This window comes from Streptomyces sp. NPDC057617 (genome assembly GCF_042800555.1).
In the GTDB taxonomy this organism is placed as follows: Bacteria; Actinomycetota; Actinomycetes; order Streptomycetales; family Streptomycetaceae; genus Streptomyces.
In genome coordinates, this window is record NZ_JBHVGV010000024.1 from 1 (window position 1) to 19342 (window position 19342).

The 19342-nt window shown below is 67.7% G+C and carries 18 protein-coding genes and 1 tRNA gene; 3 read left to right on the forward strand and 16 right to left on the reverse strand.

The window, feature by feature from the left end; genetic code table 11:
* Positions 1 to 244 (reverse strand): hypothetical protein (locus tag ACFU9P_RS34385; RefSeq protein WP_384088697.1); only part of this gene is annotated, 244 nt, incomplete at its 3' end.
* Positions 245 to 588: 344 nt separating this feature from the next.
* Between ACFU9P_RS34385 and ACFU9P_RS34390 the strand changes: the two genes are divergently transcribed.
* Positions 589 to 1578 carry a CehA/McbA family metallohydrolase gene (locus tag ACFU9P_RS34390; protein ID WP_384088700.1) on the forward strand — a complete coding sequence of 330 codons (990 nt, stop codon included), beginning with the start codon at positions 589 to 591 and terminating at the stop codon, positions 1576 to 1578.
* A 9-nt stretch (positions 1579 to 1587) separates the two neighbouring features.
* Here ACFU9P_RS34390 and ACFU9P_RS34395 read toward each other — a convergent pair.
* Positions 1588 to 2396 (reverse strand): IS5 family transposase gene (locus ACFU9P_RS34395; protein WP_384088703.1). Its coding sequence is split into 2 segments (ribosomal slippage): positions 1588 to 2067 and positions 2070 to 2396, totalling 807 coding nucleotides; the frame shifts between segments, so codons are not numbered across the junction.
* A 238-nt stretch (positions 2397 to 2634) separates the two neighbouring features.
* Between ACFU9P_RS34395 and ACFU9P_RS34400 the strand changes: the two genes are divergently transcribed.
* The gene (locus ACFU9P_RS34400) at positions 2635 to 3003 is read left to right on the forward strand and encodes a hypothetical protein (RefSeq protein ID WP_384088706.1); all 369 of its coding nucleotides are present in this window, start codon (positions 2635 to 2637) and stop codon (positions 3001 to 3003) included.
* Between the two features lie 266 nt (positions 3004 to 3269).
* On the opposite strand, the gene ACFU9P_RS34405 is transcribed toward ACFU9P_RS34400, so the two are convergent.
* Positions 3270 to 3656, reverse strand: a complete 387-nt coding sequence (locus tag ACFU9P_RS34405; protein ID WP_384088709.1) for a hypothetical protein — start codon at positions 3654 to 3656, stop codon at positions 3270 to 3272.
* Between the two features lie 425 nt (positions 3657 to 4081).
* On the opposite strand from ACFU9P_RS34405, the gene ACFU9P_RS34410 reads away from it, so the two are divergent.
* Positions 4082 to 4540 (forward strand): hypothetical protein, encoded by a 459-nt coding sequence (locus tag ACFU9P_RS34410; RefSeq protein ID WP_384088711.1) that lies wholly within the window; start codon positions 4082 to 4084, stop codon positions 4538 to 4540.
* 113 nt (positions 4541 to 4653) lie between these two features.
* On the opposite strand, the gene ACFU9P_RS34415 is transcribed toward ACFU9P_RS34410, so the two are convergent.
* The 13 genes from ACFU9P_RS34415 to sucC form a co-directional block, all read right to left on the reverse strand.
* Complete coding sequence (locus tag ACFU9P_RS34415) at positions 4654 to 8349, reverse strand: hypothetical protein (protein WP_384088714.1); 3696 nt, start codon at positions 8347 to 8349, stop codon at positions 4654 to 4656.
* A gap of 353 nt (positions 8350 to 8702) precedes the next feature.
* A complete protein-coding gene (locus tag ACFU9P_RS34420; protein WP_384088753.1) occupies positions 8703 to 9110 on the reverse strand; it encodes a transposase in 408 nt (135 codons plus the stop codon).
* A gap of 554 nt (positions 9111 to 9664) precedes the next feature.
* Positions 9665 to 10087 (reverse strand): DUF6907 domain-containing protein, encoded by a 423-nt coding sequence (locus tag ACFU9P_RS34425; RefSeq protein WP_384088717.1) that lies wholly within the window; start codon positions 10085 to 10087, stop codon positions 9665 to 9667.
* A gap of 235 nt (positions 10088 to 10322) precedes the next feature.
* On the reverse strand, positions 10323 to 10823 hold the full coding sequence (locus tag ACFU9P_RS34430) for a hypothetical protein (RefSeq protein WP_384088720.1): 501 nt from the start codon (positions 10821 to 10823) through the stop codon (positions 10323 to 10325).
* Positions 10824 to 11071: 248 nt separating this feature from the next.
* Positions 11072 to 11668 carry a hypothetical protein gene (locus ACFU9P_RS34435; protein WP_384088723.1) on the reverse strand — a complete coding sequence of 199 codons (597 nt, stop codon included), beginning with the start codon at positions 11666 to 11668 and terminating at the stop codon, positions 11072 to 11074.
* Positions 11669 to 11741: 73 nt separating this feature from the next.
* The gene (locus ACFU9P_RS34440) at positions 11742 to 12221 is read right to left on the reverse strand and encodes a hypothetical protein (protein ID WP_384088726.1); all 480 of its coding nucleotides are present in this window, start codon (positions 12219 to 12221) and stop codon (positions 11742 to 11744) included.
* Between the two features lie 37 nt (positions 12222 to 12258).
* Positions 12259 to 12831 carry a hypothetical protein gene (locus ACFU9P_RS34445; protein ID WP_384088729.1) on the reverse strand — a complete coding sequence of 191 codons (573 nt, stop codon included), beginning with the start codon at positions 12829 to 12831 and terminating at the stop codon, positions 12259 to 12261.
* Between the two features lie 103 nt (positions 12832 to 12934).
* Positions 12935 to 13591 (reverse strand): CPBP family intramembrane glutamic endopeptidase, encoded by a 657-nt coding sequence (locus ACFU9P_RS34450; RefSeq protein WP_384088732.1) that lies wholly within the window; start codon positions 13589 to 13591, stop codon positions 12935 to 12937.
* 1075 nt (positions 13592 to 14666) lie between these two features.
* Positions 14667 to 14951 carry a hypothetical protein gene (locus ACFU9P_RS34455; RefSeq protein ID WP_384088735.1) on the reverse strand — a complete coding sequence of 95 codons (285 nt, stop codon included), beginning with the start codon at positions 14949 to 14951 and terminating at the stop codon, positions 14667 to 14669.
* A 165-nt stretch (positions 14952 to 15116) separates the two neighbouring features.
* Positions 15117 to 15201: transfer RNA gene (locus ACFU9P_RS34460), tRNA-Leu, on the reverse strand.
* Between the two features lie 209 nt (positions 15202 to 15410).
* On the reverse strand, positions 15411 to 16970 hold the full coding sequence (locus tag ACFU9P_RS34465) for an aldehyde dehydrogenase family protein (protein WP_376386428.1): 1560 nt from the start codon (positions 16968 to 16970) through the stop codon (positions 15411 to 15413).
* Positions 16971 to 17166: 196 nt separating this feature from the next.
* The gene (sucD, locus tag ACFU9P_RS34470; protein ID WP_384088738.1) at positions 17167 to 18069 is read right to left on the reverse strand and encodes a succinate--CoA ligase subunit alpha; all 903 of its coding nucleotides are present in this window, start codon (positions 18067 to 18069) and stop codon (positions 17167 to 17169) included.
* Positions 18070 to 18116: 47 nt separating this feature from the next.
* Complete coding sequence (gene sucC, locus ACFU9P_RS34475; RefSeq protein ID WP_376386432.1) at positions 18117 to 19250, reverse strand: ADP-forming succinate--CoA ligase subunit beta; 1134 nt, start codon at positions 19248 to 19250, stop codon at positions 18117 to 18119.
* Positions 19251 to 19342: the final 92 nt, after the last annotated feature.

Sequence of the window (19342 nt, forward strand, 5' to 3'; positions counted from 1 at the left end):
CACCCACAGCGACAACGGCGCCGACGAATTGGGTCCCCTGCCGGTACGGGATGTGGCGCTGCTCCCACATGTCTTTGACCTCGGGATGCTGGCTGTTCCTGCGATACAGGTCGGACCACGGTGCCAGCCCGGCATCAACCGGGGTACCGAACGACTTCGCAGTCACGAGCTGGTCGGCCCAACGGGCATGCCCCTCAATAAGGTGGCTGATGGCCCGGACGGCGAGCCCCCGCAGATCGAGCATGAACGTTCTCCAGCCGTTCGCCCCTGTGGCGTGCTGCATCTGACGCACCAGTTCGTGTACGACCACCTGGCAACAGGAACCTCTCGTCGGACAGGACCCCCGTGTGCTTCAGGGTGGCGGGCACGAGGTGGATCTAGGTACCCGTACCGGTCTCGATGGTCTGTCCCATGACCAGAGGCCAGACGAGCGGGATCAGTCGGGTCTGGACCTGGACGTCGGTCTTACTGATCGTTTCAGAATGAGATCTTGATCTGACCTCTCGGCTGAGGCGGCGCTCAGTGACCCGACGGAACCGGTAGCTCTGCTTGCGCGTTGGCTCGACAGGACTTTGGGGGGAGAGAACCTTGTCGAGTACGAGTTTCCCGCCGGCGCGGGCGGTCGGACGCGGGGCGGCCTGGTACCGCGGGGACAGTCATGTCCACTCCGTTGTCTCGGACGGGGAACTCACTCCTGAAGAGTTGGCCGTTCGGGCGCGCGCTGCCGGGCTCGACTTCATGGCGACAACGGAGCACAACTCAGCTGCGGAACCAGGTGCATGGGGGCATCTGGCTGCCGATGACTTCTTGATTGTTCTCGGTGAGGAAGTGACCACGACGACCGGGCACTGGCTCGCGCTCGGCATCAACCCCGGCGAGGTCGTCGACTGGAACCACCAGGTTAGGGACGGGTTGATCGATCAGTGCCTGGATCAGGTCCATCAAGTGGGGGGCCTGTGCGTGGCCGCGCACCCGCATGCGCCCTATCCGTCGGGCGACTTCATGTTCCCCTTCCGGGGCTTCGACGTGGTGGAGGTCTGGAACGGACTGTGGACTTCGGACCGAGCCTGGAACGCTGACAACGAGGCCGCCCTGGCGGAGTGGGGGCGGAGCCTCGCAGCGGACATCCACACGGGCTCGTGGCGGCCGGCGATGGGCAACAGCGACACCCACTTGGAGGGGCAGATCGGCATCCCTCACACCGTGGTCTTCGCCGAGGAGCTGAGCACCGAGGCGATCCTGGCCGGAATCCGTGCTGGCCGCAGCTGGATCGCCGAGTCGGCGGACGTGGACGTGTCGTTCACCGCCAATGCCGATGGTCGCGCTGCCGGGGTGGGAGAACAGCTCACAACTCATGGTGCGCACGTCGAAGTGCAGGCGGCAGTACGAGGTGTGCCGGTAGGGACCGTCAGCTTCCACACCGATCGAGGGAAGGTTCACCGGGCGTCTCTCCCCGGTGACGGGACAGGTGTGGTGCAGTGGAACACGAGGGCGGAGGATTCAGCGTTCGTCCGCATCGAGGTCCGCCATCCCAACGGGCACGTCGCCGCACTCACCAATCCGATCATCCTCACCTGACCGCTCGCTTCACCGTACGGTGCGCAGGCGACGGAGGCAGATGATGCTGCAGGCCAGTTCGAGCAGGCCCTGATGGAGGTCGGCGCGTCGTTCGTACCGGATCCGGAGCCGTTTGAACTGGTGCAGCCAAGCGAAGGACCGCTCCACCACCCAACGGACCTTGCCGAGCCCCGAGCCGTGGGCCACGCCACGTCGGGCGATCATCAGTTTGATACCGCGCTTCCACAGCAGGCGGCGGTACTTGTCGAAGTCGTAGCCCCGGTCGGCATACAGGTGCCCCGGCTTGCGGCGAGGCCGTCCCCGCAGCCCCCGGATCGGCGGGACCGCGTCGAGCAGAGGCAGGAGCTGGGTGACGTCGTGGCGGTTGCCGCCGGTGAGGGTGACGGCGAGCGGGGTTCCGTGCCGGTCGACTATCAGGTGGTGCTTGGAACCGGGACGGGCGCGGTCGACCGGCGAGGGGCCGACGTGATCCCCCCTTTGAGCGCCCGGACATGCGAGCCGTCAACAGCGCAGTGGTCAAGGTCCAGCAGGTCGGCGCGGCGCAGTTCGGTCAGCAAGGCTGCGTGCAGGCGTGGCCAGACGCCGGCCTCGGTCCAGTCCCGAAGGCGGCGCCAGGCCGTCACCCCGGAGCAGCCGACCGTTTCGGCCGGGACGCCGCGCCAGGCGACACCGGTGCGCAGCGCATACATGACCCCGGCGAGTGCAGCCCGGTCGGGAACGCGAAGTCGCCCAGGGTAGCGGCGGCGCCGCTCACGAGCGGGCGGCAGCAGCGGAGCTACACGCTCCCACAGGTCATCCGGAACAAGATCAGCGCGCACCCAAACACCCTGCCCACGAAGGAAACCGGACACAAGACTTCGACTCAACTCATTTTGAAACGATCAGTTAGCCTCCGTCCGGCGAGCCCTTGACCGGCTCAATTCCGCGATGTCCCGCGGGGGCAGCGTCCATATCGCCCTATGCTCTCGTGTTTCCAGACCGGGCGTGATCAGGCGGTAGACAACCCGACTTGGCAGGCTCAGGCCCGTGACGTCGGCTGCCAGGGGCGCCACCTCGATGACGATGTCTTCTATCTGCTCCCGCAAGCTGGCACGTCAGTCCGTCTCGTCGCGGACTTCGATCGTCATGTGTGCTGCTCCGGTTCTCTGTGCTGTCAGGCTGTGTATGGCTGGCGCCGCCGTCGAACAGGCATTCTCCCTGCTGGAACGAGCCCGCAGATTCGACCGCTACAACGTGGCCATCTACCGCGACATCGCCCGCTTCCAAGCCCACCTCGGTCGGCACGACGCCATGCCTCGAACCCTCGCCCTGCTCACCAGCACTCTCACCGAACTTGGCGAAGAACCGAGCAGCGAAACCGCGGCTTTGTACGCCTCCCTCCAAAGCCTCAGGGCTGGCAACCGCCCAGCATGGGCAGCCAGTTGACGGACCACTTCATGAGAGAAAAGACCCCGGCACTGCGGTGGCCGCGGGTTGAGACATAGGAGCGAGAGTCCGTCTTTGGCGCAGCCTAGACGTCGGCTCCGGAACTATGCCGCCGTTGGGCTGATCTGTTTTCGGATCGGAATGCCTGTGACAAGGATGGGTCTTGGCGGACGGGCTGCCCCTCCTGGGGCAGCCCGTCCGCCAAGGAGAAATGTCACCGGCTCACGTACTGATCACCGGACGCGTGGGTGCGGGGCGCAAGCGTGTCACTTCGTCCCGGTGGTGTCCCACTTCCACTTGCCGCAGATGTCACGTCCGGCGGGAATATTGACGCAGGCCCGGTACCTGATGCTCTGCCCCTTGGTGAATTTGCGGGCGAAGTCCTTGTAGGTACGGCAGCCGCCGTTGTGACGCAGGGTTTGCGTCTTCGCCCCGGCCCGCTGGTACTGCGCGTATATGGAACGGCCGTCGCACTTGGTGTCCGAGACGCGGAAGTCGTGGCTACTGGTCCAGTAGTTCACCCGGCCCGCTTCGGACTGGTTGGTGTACACCTGGGCCTTCCCCGTCGCGGACGCCGGTGATACCGCGATCAGCGATATGGCGCCCGCCGCGAAGGCCACCATAGCCGCACGGCGCAGATTGTTCATATACATGTTCGGTCCTTCGTTGTTGTGGAAGCCGCATGCGGCCGCCCGATGAGCCCGCTTGCTCTGCCGGCCGACCAGCCCACCCCCGCAGGGCAGGTGCCACAAGTCCGGCGTCGCAAGGAGCACTTTCGAGAATTGAGTCTTGGCTACGGTGAGTTGTTGCGCAGCCCCCGTCAGCGCGGCGAAACAATTCCTTGTGCTGCTATCGGGGCGATGGGCTGAAATCCGGTCTCGTTCCTTGGCGACGGGTCTTTGTTGCGTACCGCGGATCCGGGCTGCGCAACAACGCGGCGCCCCTGAGACTCAACGGTGCAGGGCCTGCCTGCCGTCGTTACGCGGACGGTATTCGGATCGTGCTTCGGCAGGGCTCTGCTCAACCGGAGAACAAGGATGGGCCTCACCGGCTCAAGAAGGTAAGGGACTCTATGCGAATGAGGCGCTCACTCGTTGCCGTGCTTGCGGCGGGGGCCGCGGTCGCCGTGTCCGTGCCGGCTACGGCAGCCGCACCTGCCGGCAATGCCGTCCCGGCATCTCCGCGCGCATCCGCCGCCCTGGAGCAGCCGATGGAGGCGTCTCGCGCCGCCGGCCAGTGCACGTTGGGGAGGATTTGCGGCAGGGTCCACAATGCCGACAACCGAATTGACCTCCTGATCACCAGCAACTGGTACTACCGGAACCAGTCGTGGACCTGGCGCGTGCTCAAACCTGGACAGGACGGCCGCAAAGTCGGCGTCAAGGATGTCGACGGACTGTGGGTCGGGCGCGGATGCCGGGTGAAGACAAAGATCAGGGAGCTTCCACGCCCTCGGACGTACAACAAGACCTTCGGATACGGTTGGCACAGAGTGAAAGACAATGTGACCGTAAAGGTCTATGACACCCTTTGCTGACCAGGTACTGAATGGGTGCGGACAGGCTCGGAGCCTTCGCGTAACCTGCCGCACCGACCGTTTGTCCGTCGGCTCCGCTCATGACAGGGCTGACGGATTTCCCTCGGCGGAACTCATCCTGTCGCCGAGGGCGGCACTGATCGAGTTCGGCTTCCGGTGCAGGTCTTGCGGTAAGGAATTCCAGGGAGAAACTCCCGCCATTCCTTGGGTGTGAGGTCGCGGGCGACGGAAGCACAGAGTTGCGCTTCGGTGTGCCGCGGTTCGGTGTTCCACAGCATGGCGGTGTGGTCGTCACTGCCGGTGGCCAGAGTGCGGCCGTCGGGGCTGAACTCCACGGAACGGACTTGCCGGGTGTGGCCGGCGAGTGTCGCCAGTTGGCTGCGTCGGGCGAGATCCCAGAGCACTACCGTTGTATCTGCGCTGGCGGTGGCCAGGGTGCGGCCGTCCGGGCTGAACGCCACGGCGAGAGCGGGCCCGGTGTGGCCTCCAAGGGTCGCCAGGCGCGTGCCGTGGGCGACGTCCCACAGTGTGACTGTCTGGTCGATGCTGGCAGTGGCCAGAGTGCGGCCGTCGGGGCTGAACGCGACTGCTCTGATGGCCCTGGTGTGGCCGGTGAGGGTGGCTCGGCGGCTGCGCTTGGACACATCCCACAGGATGGCGCTCCCGTCGCGGCGGGCGGTGGCCAGGGTATGACCGTCGGGGCTGAACGCGACGGCGTTGGATGCCGCTTGGGTGTCGATGGTGGCCTGTTGGGCGTGCTTGACGGCATTCCACAGCTTGATCGTTCTGTCCGAGCCGGCGGTGGCCAGTGTGCGGCCGTCGGGGCTGAAGGCGACGGCCATCACGCGGTCGGTGTGCCCGGTGAGTTTGACGAGGGAGGAGCCGGTCGCCGGATTCCAGAGTGTGAGCGTGTAGTCGTGGGCACGCGGAGGGTGCTGGGCGGTGCCGGTCGCGGCGGCCAGGGTATGCCCGTCGGGACTGAACGCGACGGCATTGACAGGCCCGGTACGGCCGACGAGCGTGGCCTTACGGGTGCGGCCTTCGACGTCCCAGAGTACGGCGGTTCCGTCATCGCCGGCGGTGGCCAGGGTGCGCCCGTCCGGGCTGAACGCGACCTTGTTCACGCGGTCGGCGTGTCCGGAGAGCGGGATCCGCGTGGGATCCCACAGGACGACCGTTCCGTCCTCCCCGGCCGAGGCGAGAAGGTGACCGCGCGAATCGAACGCGAGTGTATAGAGGTTGCTGGTGTGTCCGGTGAGGGTCGCCCTGCGGATATGGCGGTCGGCGTCCCACAGCATGACGGTGTTGTCGTGCCCGGTGGTCGCGACGGTGCGGCCGTCGGGGCTGTAGGCGATGGCCCGGACTTGTCCGGTGTGCCCGGTGAGGGTGGCCTTGCGGGTGTGGCGTCCGACGTCCCAGAGCATCGCGGTCTGGTCCTGGCTGGCGCTGGCCAGCGTAAGGCTGTCGGGGCTGAAGGCGAGGGCGTCGACGGATTGGGCGTGGCCGGTGAGTGTGGCCAGTCGCGCACCGGTCGCCGTATCCCACAGCCTGATGGTGCTGTCGCTGCCGGCGCTGGCCAGTGTGCGGCCGTCCGGGCTGAACGCCACCGCGTTCACAAAGCCGGTATGGCCGGAGAGGGTCGACTGCCTGGATCGGCGTTCGGTGTCCCACAGGATCACAGTGCCGTCGCTGCCGGCGCTCGCCAGAGTGTGGCCGTCGGGGGCGAACGCGATGTCCTCGACCTGTTGGGTGTGCCCGGTCAGAGTCGCCACTTTCCTGCGTGCCGGGACGTCCCACAGCACCACGTGCTTGTCGTCTCCTCCGGTGGCCAGCAGGCGGCCGTCGGGACTGAACTTCACCGCTCGGAGCCAGGTGGCGTGGCCGCTGAGCGTGGCCAGCTGACGACGGCGTTGTGCGTCCCACAGCCTCAAGGTCTGGTCCCGGCTGACGGTGGCAAGAACACCATCAGGGCTGAAGGCGACCTCGGAGATGGCGTCGGTGTGGCCGGCGAGTTCGGCTCGGTAGTACTCGTGGGCGGACATCGTCAGCAGGGCGCCGCGTGCCTCGGGTGTCGGCGCGACGCGGTATGCCTCCACACTGAGCAACATCGCCGTGCCCGGTCGTGATTCGGCCAGTCCCAGCGCCTGTGCTGCCAGTTGGCGGGAGAGCGCGACCCGGTGGGCCTGCACGGCGTCCTGACGCTGCTGAACGGCGACCACGCTGATACCCGTGACCACCAGCAGCATCATCGCGAGGCCGGCGGCGAGGTAGCGCAGTTGGCGGTTGCGCCGTGCAGTCACAGCGCGCTCCTGCTCACGCAGGCCGACGCTGGCGTCGAGAAAGGCGCGCTCCGGTGCGTTGAGGCTGTCCCGGTTTCCTTCCCGGGCGGCCCAGTCGCAGGCGACAGCCAGCCGCACGCCCCGGTACAGCGCACCCACATCCCGGTCCAAATCCTCCCACGCACCCGCGGCCTCGGTGAGCCGCCGCTGCAGGCGCAGACCTTCGCGATCCTCCTCGATCCACGCGACCAGTCGGGGCCAAGCGGTGATCAGAGCCTCGTGGGCGAGGTCTACGGTGTCGTCGTCGAGGATGACAAGCCGGGAACGGGCGAGGCGCTCCAGGACCAGGGCAGTGTCATCGGACCGGCCGGTGTCGAGTTCGCTGCGGGCAGCAGGACGGCGGGTGTCCTGTGCCCTCTCACCCGGGATGATCAGGCGCAGCAGGATGCGCCGGGCGACGTTGGCCTGATGAGGCGTCAGGCGGGTGTAGAGGTCTTCAGCAGTCTTCGCGATGGCGCCACGCAGGCCACCCGCGGCTTCATAGCCGGCCTCGGTCAACGCACGGCCGCGGCGGCGACGCCAGGTCTCCAGGAGTACGTGCGACATGAGCGGCAATCCGCCCGGCTCGGCCTCGACCTCGTCGATGATCCTCGCGGTCAGGGCGCGCTCGACAATCAGGCCCGAGGCAGCCGCCGGTTTCACAATCGCCTCGCGCAGTTCGGCCGGACTCATAGGACCGACCAGCAGACTCGCGTCGCGTAAGGCCAGGGCGAGTTCCCCGTACTCGGCGCAGCGCCCGTAGAAGTCCCCACGTATGGCGATGATGACGCGTAATCGGCTGTCCGGCCGACGGGCCGTGAGCAGCAGGTCGATGAACTCTCCACGCTCAGTGGCGTCACGGCAGAGAGTGAACACCTCTTCGAACTGGTCGACGACGACAACCGTGTCGCCGGCAGTGTCCTTCGGCATGAGCCGGCTTGCGTGAGTGCCCACCGGGTGCTCGCCGGGCGTGAATATCACGACGGCCGCGGGGCGCTCATGTGGTTCTTCGGTGTGCTGAAGCAGCGGGATCAACCCGGCACGCAGTAGAGAGGACTTACCGCTGCCCGAGGGACCGGCCACGGCGATGAACCGCCGCCCGCGCACCAGTTCCGCCAAGTCGCCGAGAAGCTGGTCCCGACCGAAGAAACGTTCCCGGTCGCCCGACTCGAACCGGGCCAACCCCTGATACGGCGGCGCGGCGTCGTCTTCGGCCGCCCCGAGAGCCGCATCCTCAGCCGCCAGGTGCCAGCGCCGCTCCCACTCCTCGCGGTCCCCACCGCAGGCCTCGACGTACGCCAAGGCCACTTGCAATGTCGGCAGTTGCTCGCCCGATGCGGCCCTCGACAGTGTAGGGACCGTGTAAGGCGTACGTCGCGACATCACCCGGTAGGTGACACCACCCGCCTCCTGCCGAAGCTTCCGTAGCTCGAACGCGAAACGCTGCACCGGACCAGCGCTCGGATCCAGCGGGCGCTCTTGACGGCCCATATGGGTTCCCCCTCCAGCGCCTACGGGCACCAGGATAGGGCTGCACCTGATCGTTTGTGACAACGAATCTGGACACTCCCGTGACTGCGCTGCAGCCAGGATCATCCACGATGAGTGGGCTGGTATTGAGTGTTTGGGCACCACTCGCAGGAAGAACTCCTACAAGTCGTCCGAGGCCAAGTGATCGCCAAGCCTCTCCATTCCATACGCAGCCAACGACTCGGGAAGGGAGCGTCATCCAAGTGAGCGTTTGGTTCGCCGATGTCTGTTTCATTTGGCTTAGCAGTGGCGCCAGTTGGGGCTGGTCTCGTAGGTGAGGCGGCTGGTCATGAGGTTGATGTCGGCGAGTTGGATCATTGCGGCTGAGCGGTGGGGTGGGTTTCGTAGTCGCGGGCCAGGCGGCTGTGGTGCATGAGCCAGCCGAGGGTGGGTTCGATGACCCAGCGGCGGGGCTGGACGTGGAAGCCGGGGGTTGCGGGGTTGCGGGGTTGCGCTGGACGATTTCGAGGTCGGTGCCGAGACGGGCGGCGTGTTCGACGGCTTTGGTCTTGTAGCCGTTGTCGGCCCGGGCTTTGGTGACGGTCGGGTGGTGTGCGGCGACGTGGTAGGAGCTGGGTGGCGGCGGCTGAGTCGTGGATGCCGGCGGCGGTGACGGTCACGGCCAGCAGGAGGCCGAGCGTCTCGGTGACGATGTGGCGCTTGCGTCCGATGATCTTCTTGGCCGGGTCGATGCCTTGGCTGGTCAGTGGGACGGCGATCAGGCAGGCGCTGGGCTCGCTTGAGCGGCCTTCGGCCTGCCGAACTTTGCCGCGGAGGAGACCGGTCGCGCAGGAAGAGCCGGATCGCGGTGACCAGGGCGAGGGACTGCGCGATCTGGATGGCGAGCACGCCGCCGAAGGCTTTCCACCACCAGCGGGCGATGCCGTCGGTCTGCGGCAGCGCGTGCCCCATCAACGCCAGCGGCGCCCCGGCGATCAGAATCACAGTGAGAGCGACCCGGACGACGTAGGTGACCACGAGAGCGACCAACAGGCACACCAACGGTGCTGGCCGAAAGTCGGCCAGCACCAACGGTGGTCATAGTGTTTGTGTCCGAGGAGCGACACGAACCATTACCCCACTCGCGTTTACGCTGGTCAGCGACCTGGAGCTGGATCCGTCCGCGTAGGTCCCGGAGGCAACCGCGCCACCAGACGGCCGAAGGCCAAAGCCCCTGGAGCAAGGGGCGGGCAGGGACTCTGGCCGGGAGTTCGCTACAGCCTCCGGGGCATGACGTTGGAGTCGCAGACCTCGGGGTGGTCTTGGACTGGCGGGATTACGTGGCTTCGGCGTTGCTGGTCGCGTTGGTCCGCGCGGCCCATTCGGCGCGGGCTGCGGTGAGCCGGGGGTGCATCGCGCGAAGCTCTTCCAACTGCCCGGCCACCGTCTCGATGAACTCGGCCAGTTGGTCCGGATCCATCGGGCGGGTGTACATGTCGACGGCCACTTCGACCAGAACGTGCGGGACTCGGTGGGCCGGGCTGACAGTTGAGTCCGGGCTCACGCCGAGGTGGGCGCAGAGTAGCTGCCAGGACTTGTAGTCCTCGTAAGCCTCGGTGTACTCGGCGTAGGCCACAGGGCCGTACAGCTCGTGGTGGACGTCGGACGGATGGGCCTTGCCGTCCATGTCGTCGTGGTGGTCTGTCGTACACCAAGATGGGCAGGTGACGGTGTGCCGTATATGTCGTCGTACGTCCAAGTGCCACCGGGCGTCGCGGCCGTCTCACTGGTCCGCCCGGATGTCAGGCTGGCGATCTGCGTACGTGCTGCCCGGAGCTTCGCCAGGTGTGCGCTCATGTCGCTGATCAGTTCGTCGACCTCCCCGAGGCTGAGCGTGGGCCAGCCACCGTCGGCCTCGAAGTCCAGTCCAGGAGGCTGGTGTACGGCGCGGCCGACGGTAATGTTGCGGCCGTATCACTGCTCGACACAGAAAATTACCTACCGTGAGCATTGCTGCTGTGGCCCCGCGTCGGCCTGGAGGCGGCGGCGACCGCGATCCGGTCCAGCAGTACTGCGGCGGAGGGGCCGCAGGCCACGGTCGGGCCCGGGCTTCCCGCGCCGGCGGGACCGTTGTCGGACAGGCTCCCGGTGGCCGGGATGACGGCGGCCACGGCGCCCGCGGTCGGCGGTACGGCCGCCAGTGCCAGGCGGCGGCGCAGGGGACGGGAGGCGGTTCGGTCGGTGGTGGTGTGCTGCCGGACTTCACGCATGAGGTGGTCCTTCAGAAGCTGGTGGCGGCGTCCGGGCAGCTCCCGATCGGCCGGGACCGGCAGCAGCCGGGCCATCTCTTCACGCCCCGCGCGCGGCAGCCGCCCGACGGCGGCCTCGTGACGCCGGGCGGCACGACGGGTGTTCCTCGCGGTGTTGGTCGCGACCCCGAGCAGCCACGGGCGCAAGGACCGACCGTCCAGATCGACCGACTCCGCGGCCGCCACGCCTCAAGGAAAGTCAGGGACAGTACGTCCTCGGCCACCGGCCAGTCCCGGGTCAGCCGGAAGGCGTGGTTGTACAACGCCCGGGCGTAATCGTCGAAGAGAGCCCCGAACGCCCCCGGGTCTTCCGTCCGTATCCGGGCACGCACACTCATGTCCATACCCTCGAACTGTCCGCTCGGCCCGGGAGAGTTCCCGGGAAGCTGCGCGCGGGCCGCAGGGGGTGGCACGCCCCGCGGCCCGCCGTGATGTCAGGGGGACCAGGTCAGGTAGAGCAGGGCGAGGAGTTCGCCGTTCCCGTTCAGGGCTTTGAGGGTGGACACGCTGTTGTCGGCCACCGGGAACACCATCACGTTGGCTCCGGAGTCCGGATCGGTCACCTCGTCGATCCAGGGACCTCGGCGGGAAAGGACCCCGGTGGACAGCGTCGACTCCTTGAACCTCACGAGGGATTCGACGGGCATGTTCCGTTCGGCTCTGTCGCTCCACAGGCACGCGTATCCATCGATACGCAGCGCGGAGGATTCGTCGAAATCCCAGGTCGAATCGGCGAGTTCGTCGGCGGCGGCGAGGGCGACGAACAGCGTGGTCACGTAGTACCGCGCCTGGCCCGGGTCTTCTCCCAGATCGACACTCCCCGCGTAGACCGGGTAAACGCCGGGCTTCACGTCGAAACTGTCGATCCCGGAACCGGCGCACTCCGGAGTGGACCAGTTCAGATCGCCGTCGACCACCACCAGATCGCCCGCCCGGTCGATCCATCCGGGCCCCGGACCGCAGAGCGATTCCATCTCCAGTCCGGGCCAGCTCTTCCTGATGAACTCCGGAACGAAAGCATCCATGTCCATGCGGCAAACCTGTCAGATCGTCAGAAACAGCTCCGGTTCGGCCCGCGACGGGACGGACCGGACCGGAGCTGCTCTACTCGGAGTGTGCGGTCGAGAAGTACGTACGCGCCGTCGGCAGGAACATCAGCACGACAGCACCGGCGATCAGGACGACCGGACCGACACCGACGACAAGATCGTAGACGCCGCCGGCGGTGGCCTCCGGCTGATATTCGTCGGAGCTGACGCTGTTGACCAGAACGAACAGCAGGAGGGCGCCGACGGCGGTGATCGCGTTCCGCGCCCATGTCCGCCCCCGGCGCATGGCCAGGGCGAAAAGCAGCAGCAGGGCGGTGGTGACCACCGTGAATCCGGCGGACAGGGCGGTCTGCCGAATCGCTCCGTCCTCCCCCATCTCTCCGCGCATTTCATCGAATCCCGAGGGAGAGATGACGAATGTGTCCAGCACCCACGAGACCGGGGTCAGGGCAATCGCCACGAGGAAGAGCAGAAAGGCCGCTTCCACCTGCCTGGGGCGTGTCTCGCTCCGGTTCATCTCTGCCTTCGTTGTCATAGTGGGCTATGGTCTCGGCGGTCCCGGCCCGTGGCCGTCACGAGTACGTCCGGACCCGCTCCGCGATGCCCTTCTTGATGATCACCTCGACGCGCAGGTTGCCGGCCTTCGCAGCGTCGTCCAGCTCCTCCGGGGTGCACTTCTCGGCCTCCGGGGTCTCGGGGTCCCCGCAGATCTCCCCGCCGATGATCTCGGTGTCGACGGCGACCCAGAAGGCACGTTCACCGACCCGCAGCTTGCCGGGCGCCCAGAAGGTCAGCTCGCCGTAGAACGTACCGTCGGCGCCGGGGGCGTCGGGGTTGTCGACGGGACCGTTCTCCGTACCGCTGCCGGGGGCCTCATCGGCGGCTGCGTCCGAACCGGAACCCGGATCCGCGCCGGAGTCCTTACCCGAACCGGAGTCCGTACCCGCGCTCGGGCTCTCGCCCCCGCCACCCGAACCCGCGTCGGAGCTGCCCTCCTCGTCGGCACCGGCACTCGCGGTGGGGCTGGAACCGCTCCCGGAACCGTCGGCGACGGAGTCGGGACCGCATCCCGTGAGGAACAGGCCCGTGGCGGTCAGGAAGGCCAGAGCGGCGAGCGTGCGGGTGCGCGTACGGGTGGATCGCATGAAGTGCCCTTTCGGCGTTGTTCGTTGGTGAGTGGCAACGCCGCGCCCCTGTCCGGGCCGCGGCGTTGCCGTGAGGAAGTTCTGGTGGCCGCGACGGGGTCGGTCAGCCGACCGGAGCGATCCGCCGCGACACGTCGGCGTCGTCCCGGTCCGGCTGGGGCGCCATCTGAAGGTGCGGGCCCGTCCGGCGATCGCGCCACGTGGCGAGCAGCGTGCCGGCGAGGGCGACCTGTACCCCCAGGACGCATGCCTGCGTCAGCGGGGACTCGACGGTCAGCACGGCCATGGTCGCGTTGAAACCGAGATGGACCACGACGGACGCCACGACTCCGGCACGCTCGTACGCGTAACCGGTCAGCAGCGCCACAGGAAAGACGCTGAGCGAGAACATCAGGCCACTCCAGCTCATCAGCCCGAGCTCCGCCTGGACGGTTCCCCCGATGAAGAACAGCGGCAGATGCCAGACCGCCCAGACCGCGCCGAGCAGGAGTCCGGCCCGGACCCGTCCCATGGAGCCGCGCAGCCGCGGATACGCCGTACCTCGCCAGCCGGGCTCCTCGGACAGCGGACCGACGATCACCATGCTGACGAGGAACGGCACGATCCCGCCGACGGTCGAGATCAGCTCCCTGCCCTCGGTCAGGCTCACCGCGGTGCCCCCGAGGAAGTCCGCGAGGAACGCGCCCGCCACCACGCTCCCCGATGCCAGCACTAGCAGGGGCAGCACCCACAACAGGCGTACGCCCTGCCGGAATTTCATCGTACGAACGGGTATGGGCTCCCTGCGGCGGCCCCGGCGAATCCGCACCGCGATCGCGCCGAACACCGGACCGAAACCACCGAGCAGAAAGGGAACGGCGGTGGGGGAACTCGTCGGCGATCCGCCGAGTGTGATCGCGATCAGCCAGAAGGTCCAAGTCGTCGCGAACGTGACAGCGAAAAAGAGGCCGAGGCCGCTTCGCCGACCCTGAATGCCGCCGGCCTCGACCTGCCGCGGCGCTTCGCCACTCCCGGTGAGTCCGCCTCCGCTTTTCCGCTGGAACATGTCCACTGCCCTTTCCACTGAGGCGCTCTCTGCGCCATGTCCACGACGCGACGCACGGCGAAGGCCCGGCAACTGGGCGTAGGGCCAGGCGGTCGACCGGGGTGCCGGCTGCCACCACGGAAGATCCCTTTGGTGCGGTGGGAGTGCCGCAGGATCACAGGCGACCCATGGGTCAATTCTGAGGTGGGGCTGCATTCGCCAGGAACGGTGTGCGCCTTTGTTGCCTTCTGGTACAGGCCAGTGTGCCCTCGTGTCCTGCGGCGACGCGGTGGCGGGCGACCGGGCGGGCGTCGCCCTGTCGTACCTCGCAAACCTCGGCGTGCCACAGGACCCCACGCGGAATCGCGGCGTGCGAGTTGTACGGGCGCCGGGAGGTCGCCGAGCATTTCCTCATCGAGAGCGCACCCGAGCAGGACGGCCCGCCCACGAGCGAGCAGGACGCCCCGATTCGACGGGGGCGGCTGCGGAGGCGGTGTCGCCTCCGACAACGGCGGCCCCACGGTTGACGTCAAGAACGGCCGGCGTGACTTCCCATGCCGATGAGGGTCTCGACTCGTTTCACGGTCTTTCCGGGTTCGTGCCGTGGATCGGGGGAGTTCACCGCAGTGGTCGAGCCAGGGGTCTCGGGCGGTCAGGCGTAGGTGTGTCCGGTCACGGGCGTGGACTTCGGCCTCGGCCGTGGACGTGACAGAACAGCAGGTCCGGTGCGGCTGCGCGTCGGGGCGCAACCAGTTGCTCATAGAAAACGAGATCAACAGGTCAGGTGAACCGGCGATGCTGAACAAAAAGCCTAGAGGAAGGGGGTGACGACGTCGGCGGCGTTGGCGTGCCAGTTGCAGACGACGGGCTTGTGGACCTGGACGGACTCCGAGAGCACGAGCTGGCCAGCGCGGTCGTCGGAGACGGAGACGGAGAGCGTCTCGAACGGGCCCGAGGTGTGTCGTGGAAGGGACAGGTGGCGGCGAGCTGGCGTGTCACCCTGTACCGAGGTGCTCGACGTGTCCTGGTGGATGGGCCAGCCAGGGCTGCCGGTCTCAGCGAACCTGACCCATGACCGGACCGGCCTTGGCGACATCGCTGGCGCGATCCACGGCGCCACACCGCAGGAGAAGGCCGCCGTCTACCGCAGCCTCGGCATACAAGGCACCTACCACCCCGGAAAACACCAGGTCCGGATAGAGGCAAACCTCTATCCGGACCTGGTCACTGCTTCCGCATCACCCCGTGGGGTAATGGTTCGTGTCCGAGGGGGGACTTGAACCCCCACGCCCGATAAAGGGCACTAGCACCTCAAGCTAGCGCGTCTGCCATTCCGCCACCCGGACGAGTGGTCTGAACCGCGGAACCGACCTAGGGCCGGTCGCGGCGACGGGGTCAACGATACCAGGGGATGCGGGGTGGTCTCACTCGTATATCCGGTGGTCAGCGGGGTCAGCAGTGGTCCGTACGGGGGCGGCCGGGGTCGGGGGCGGTGGTCGTACGGGGCGGGTGGGGGTGGGCGCTCCTCCGGGGTGGGGAGGAGCGCCCGGGGGAGCTAGGGCATCAGGTGGTAGTCAGGGAAGTTCCCCGGGGGGCGTTCGCCCGTGGGGCCGTCCGTGACCGCTCGTACGAGGAGCTCGCCGCCGACGAAGGCGCCTCGCCAGGAGTGGCCGAAGCCGCCGAAGAGTTCCTCGCGGTCGCCGCGGGAGCGGGGCTTGCTGTGGCCCACCTTGAAGGCGCGGATCTGCGGGGAGAGCCGGGCGAAGGTCTCCGGGTCGTCGGTGGAGAGGGTCGCGACGAGGGCGCCGTTCGAGGCGTTCATCGCGGCCAGCAGTTCCGCCTCCGTGTCGACCAGGACGATGGTGTCGACCGGGCCGAACGGTTCCGCGTGGTGGAGCGGGGAGGACGGGGGCGGGTTGAGCAGGGTCACCGGCGGGAGATAGGCGCTGGTGTCCTGGCCGGGCAGGAACAGCCCGTCGTCCAGCGATCCCTCGTGCAACGGGACCGCTCCGCGGCTGATCGCCTCGGCGACATGGTCCGCCAGTTCCTTGGCCTTGGCCGCGTTGATCAGCGGTCCGAAGTCCAGCTCGGGCAGCGGGTCACCGGGCTGCTCGACCGCCAGGGGGTGGCCCAGACGGATGGAGCGTACGGCGGGGAGATACGCCGCGAGGAAGTCCGCGAACAGCGAGCGCTGGACGACGAAGCGCGGATACGCCGTGCAGCGCTGCTTGCCGTAGTCGAACAGCTTGGGGATCACACCGGTCAGCGCGGTCCAGTCGCTGTAGTTCCAGATGCCCCAGGTGTTGAGGCCCTCCTGTTCGAGCACATGGCGCTTGCCGAGATCGGCGACCGCGGTGGCGATCCTGGCGCCGGTGTCCCGGCCGCCGACGAAGGAGACACATCCGATCTCCGGCGAGCGCACGAGCGCCCCGGAGAGTTCGCCGCCGCTGCCGCTGACCAGCGTGACGGGGATGCCCTCCCGCACGGCGAGCGCACAGGCCAGCGTCAGACAGGCCACTCCCCCGTCGGTCGGTGCCTTGGCGATCACCGCGTTGCCGGCCAGGGCCTGCACCAGCATCGCGTGGACCAGGACCGACATCGGGTAGTTCCAGCTCGCGATATTGGAGACCGGGCCCGCCAGCGGGGTCCGGCCCTCCAGCATCCGGTCCACATTGTCGACGTACCAGCGCACGCCGTCGATCGCACGGTCGACGTCGGCCTGGGCGAGCCGCCAGGGCTTGCCGATCTCCCAGACAAGGAGAAGGGCGAGCAGTTCGCGGTGCTCGGTGAGCGCGTCGAGTGTGGCGCTGACCCGTGCCTTGCGCTCGGACAGTGGGGTGTGCCGCCATGCCCTGTGCTCGTCCAGACAGGCCCGCACGGCCTGCTGAGCGGTGGCGGCGTCCAGCCGGGGCGGCCCCGCTATGGGGCTGCCGTCGACCGGGCTGGTGGCGGGCAGGGCGCGGCCTTCGGACTGCCAGGACCCTGCCCAGAGGTTACGGACCCGGTCGTCGTGGAACGCCTCGGGAGCCACCGCGAGGCAGCGCTCCCAGGCGTCGGACCAGGCCGTGCCGGGCTTGAGTGTCAATGTCAGTTGAGGAACGAGGGTGGGTGCCATTGAGGGTCTCCGCTCTCAGGCGCGGTAAATGACATAGCTCGGCTTGACTGCCGTCCGTACAAGAGGTCAAGAAGTCATCCAGTGAGGACAGACAGGAAAAACAGGAGGTCACGGCCTCTGGTGCCGTAACCTCCGGTGCCGGACCTCTCGGGCGCGACGGCAGTGAGTCGGTTCGGGCGTGTGGCACGCACTCCTTTCAATTATGAGTGACCTCACGCGTCATCGCGAGGCGGTCGAGGACCAGCCGCGCGGTCTCGGACGGGGTGGAGCCGACTCGTACGCCGACCGCTTCGAGAGCGCGTTTCTTCGCTTCGGCGGTGCCGGACGAGCCGGAGACGATCGCGCCCGCGTGACCCATGGTCTTGCCCTCGGGCGCGGTGAATCCGGCGATGTAGCCGATCACGGGTTTGGTGACATGGCCGGCGATATAGGCGGCCGCGCGCTCCTCCGCGTCGCCGCCGATCTCGCCGATGAGAACGATCACCTCGGTGTCCGGGTCGTCCTCGAAGGCGGCGAGGCAGTCGATGTGGGTGGTGCCCACGACGGGGTCGCCGCCGATGCCGACCGCCGAGGAGAAGCCGGTCTCCCGCAGCTCGTACATGAGCTGGTAGGTGAGCGTGCCCGACTTGGAGACCAGGCCGATCCGGCCGGGCTTGGAGGCGATGTCCGCCGGGATGATGCCGGCGTTGGACTGGCCCGGGCTGATCAGTCCGGGGCAGTTGGGGCCGACGATACGGGTGCCGCGCTGCTTGGCGTACGCCTGGAAGACGACAGCGTCATGAACAGGGATGCCCTCGGTGATCACGACCGCGAGCCCGATCCCCGCGTCCGCCGCCTCGATGACGGCGGCCCTGGCGAAGGGCGGCGGTACGAAGACGACGGTGACATCCGCGCCCGTGGCCTCCATGCCCTCGCGCACCGAGCCGAAGACGGGAACGGCACGGTCGTCGAAGTCGACGGTACGGCCCGCCTTGCGCGGGTTGACTCCGCCGACGACATCGGTGCCGGCGGCGAGCATCCGCCGGGTGTGCTTCATGCCCTCGCCGCCGGTCATGCCCTGGACGAGGACCTTGCTCTCCTTGGTCAGGAAGATCGCCATGGTGTCGGCTCTCCTTTATCCGGGTTGTGGGTCCGGTGGTCGGGCGCTTATCCGGCGGACGCGAGTACGGCGGCCTGGCGGGCCGCCCCGTCCATCGTGCTGACCTGGTCCACGAGCGGGTGCGCGCGGTCCGCGAGGATCGCCCGGCCGCGGGCGGCGCTGTTGCCGTCGAGGCGTACGACGAGGGGCTTGGTGAGCCGTACGGTCTCCAGCGCCTGGACGATCCCCTCGGCGACGGCGTCGCAGGCCGTGATGCCGCCGAAGACATTGACGAACACGGATTTGACGTCGGGGTCGGAGAGGATCACGGACAGTCCGTCCGCCATGACCTGAGCGGACGCCCCTCCCCCGATGTCCAGGAAGTTGGCGGGGCGGGCGCCGCAGCCGGCGACCACGTCCAGGGTGGACATCACCAGGCCCGCGCCGTTGCCGATGATGCCGACCTCGCCGTCGAGTTTGACGTAGTTGAGGCCCTTGGCCGCGGCGGCGGCTTCGAGCGGATCGGTGCCCGGGTCCTCCGATGTCTCGCCCCAACGCTCCTGCCTGAAGCGCGCGTTGTCGTCAAGGGTCACTTTGCCGTCGAGGGCGATTATCGGCCCATTCGAAGTACGTACCAAAGGGTTCACTTCGACCAGCAGAGCGTCCTCGCGGACCAGTACCTGCCACAGCGCCTGGAGTACGGGAACGGTGTCCGCGGGCAGTTTCGCGGCCGCCGCGATCTCCGCCGCCTTGGCCTCGGTGACCCCCTCGGCGGGGTCGACGTGGATCCTGGCGACGGCCTCGGGACGGACCGTCGCGACCTCCTCGATCTCCATTCCGCCCTCGGCCGAGGCGATCGCAAGGAAGACCCCGGCGGCCCGGTCGAGCACGTACGAGACGTAGAACTCGGCCTCGATATCCACTGGTTGGGCGAGCATCACCTTCCTGACGGTGTGGCCCTTGATATCCATGCCGAGGATCTGACGCGCGGTCAGTTCGGCGGCCGCCGGATCGCTCGCGAGCTTCACCCCGCCCGCCTTGCCCCGGCCGCCTGTCTTCACCTGTGCCTTGACGACCACCCGGCCGCCGAGCCGCTCGGCGGCGAAGCGTGCCTCCCTGGCCAGCTCCACCACCTCGGCCTCGGGTACCGGTATGCCGTAGTCCGCGAAGAGTTCTCTTGCCTGGTGCTCATACAGATCCATGCCGGCTCCCTTTTGACGAAAGTGCCGCACGCCCCCTGGACACCATCCACTGGATGCGGGATAACAAGCTTCATACAGTATTCGTCGACTGT

Excerpts from the sequence above, each read along its gene's own strand:
- ACFU9P_RS34400 (WP_384088706.1), top strand. The coding sequence starts at position 2,635 with ATGACGATGTCTTCTATCTGCTCCCGCAAGCTGGCACGTCAGTCCGTC.
- ACFU9P_RS34405 (WP_384088709.1), bottom strand. The coding sequence starts at position 3,656 with ATGTATATGAACAATCTGCGCCGTGCGGCTATGGTGGCCTTCGCGGCG.
- ACFU9P_RS34410 (WP_384088711.1), top strand. The coding sequence starts at position 4,082 with ATGAGGCGCTCACTCGTTGCCGTGCTTGCGGCGGGGGCCGCGGTCGCC.
- ACFU9P_RS34415 (WP_384088714.1), bottom strand. The coding sequence starts at position 8,349 with ATGGGCCGTCAAGAGCGCCCGCTGGATCCGAGCGCTGGTCCGGTGCAG.
- ACFU9P_RS34435 (WP_384088723.1), bottom strand. The coding sequence starts at position 11,668 with ATGGACATGGATGCTTTCGTTCCGGAGTTCATCAGGAAGAGCTGGCCC.
- ACFU9P_RS34440 (WP_384088726.1), bottom strand. The coding sequence starts at position 12,221 with ATGACAACGAAGGCAGAGATGAACCGGAGCGAGACACGCCCCAGGCAG.
- ACFU9P_RS34445 (WP_384088729.1), bottom strand. The coding sequence starts at position 12,831 with ATGCGATCCACCCGTACGCGCACCCGCACGCTCGCCGCTCTGGCCTTC.
- ACFU9P_RS34450 (WP_384088732.1), bottom strand. The coding sequence starts at position 13,591 with ATGAAATTCCGGCAGGGCGTACGCCTGTTGTGGGTGCTGCCCCTGCTA.
- ACFU9P_RS34455 (WP_384088735.1), bottom strand. The coding sequence starts at position 14,951 with ATGTCGCCAAGGCCGGTCCGGTCATGGGTCAGGTTCGCTGAGACCGGC.
- ACFU9P_RS34465 (WP_376386428.1), bottom strand. The coding sequence starts at position 16,970 with ATGGCACCCACCCTCGTTCCTCAACTGACATTGACACTCAAGCCCGGC.
- sucD (WP_384088738.1), bottom strand. The coding sequence starts at position 18,069 with ATGGCGATCTTCCTGACCAAGGAGAGCAAGGTCCTCGTCCAGGGCATG.
- sucC (WP_376386432.1), bottom strand. The coding sequence starts at position 19,250 with ATGGATCTGTATGAGCACCAGGCAAGAGAACTCTTCGCGGACTACGGC.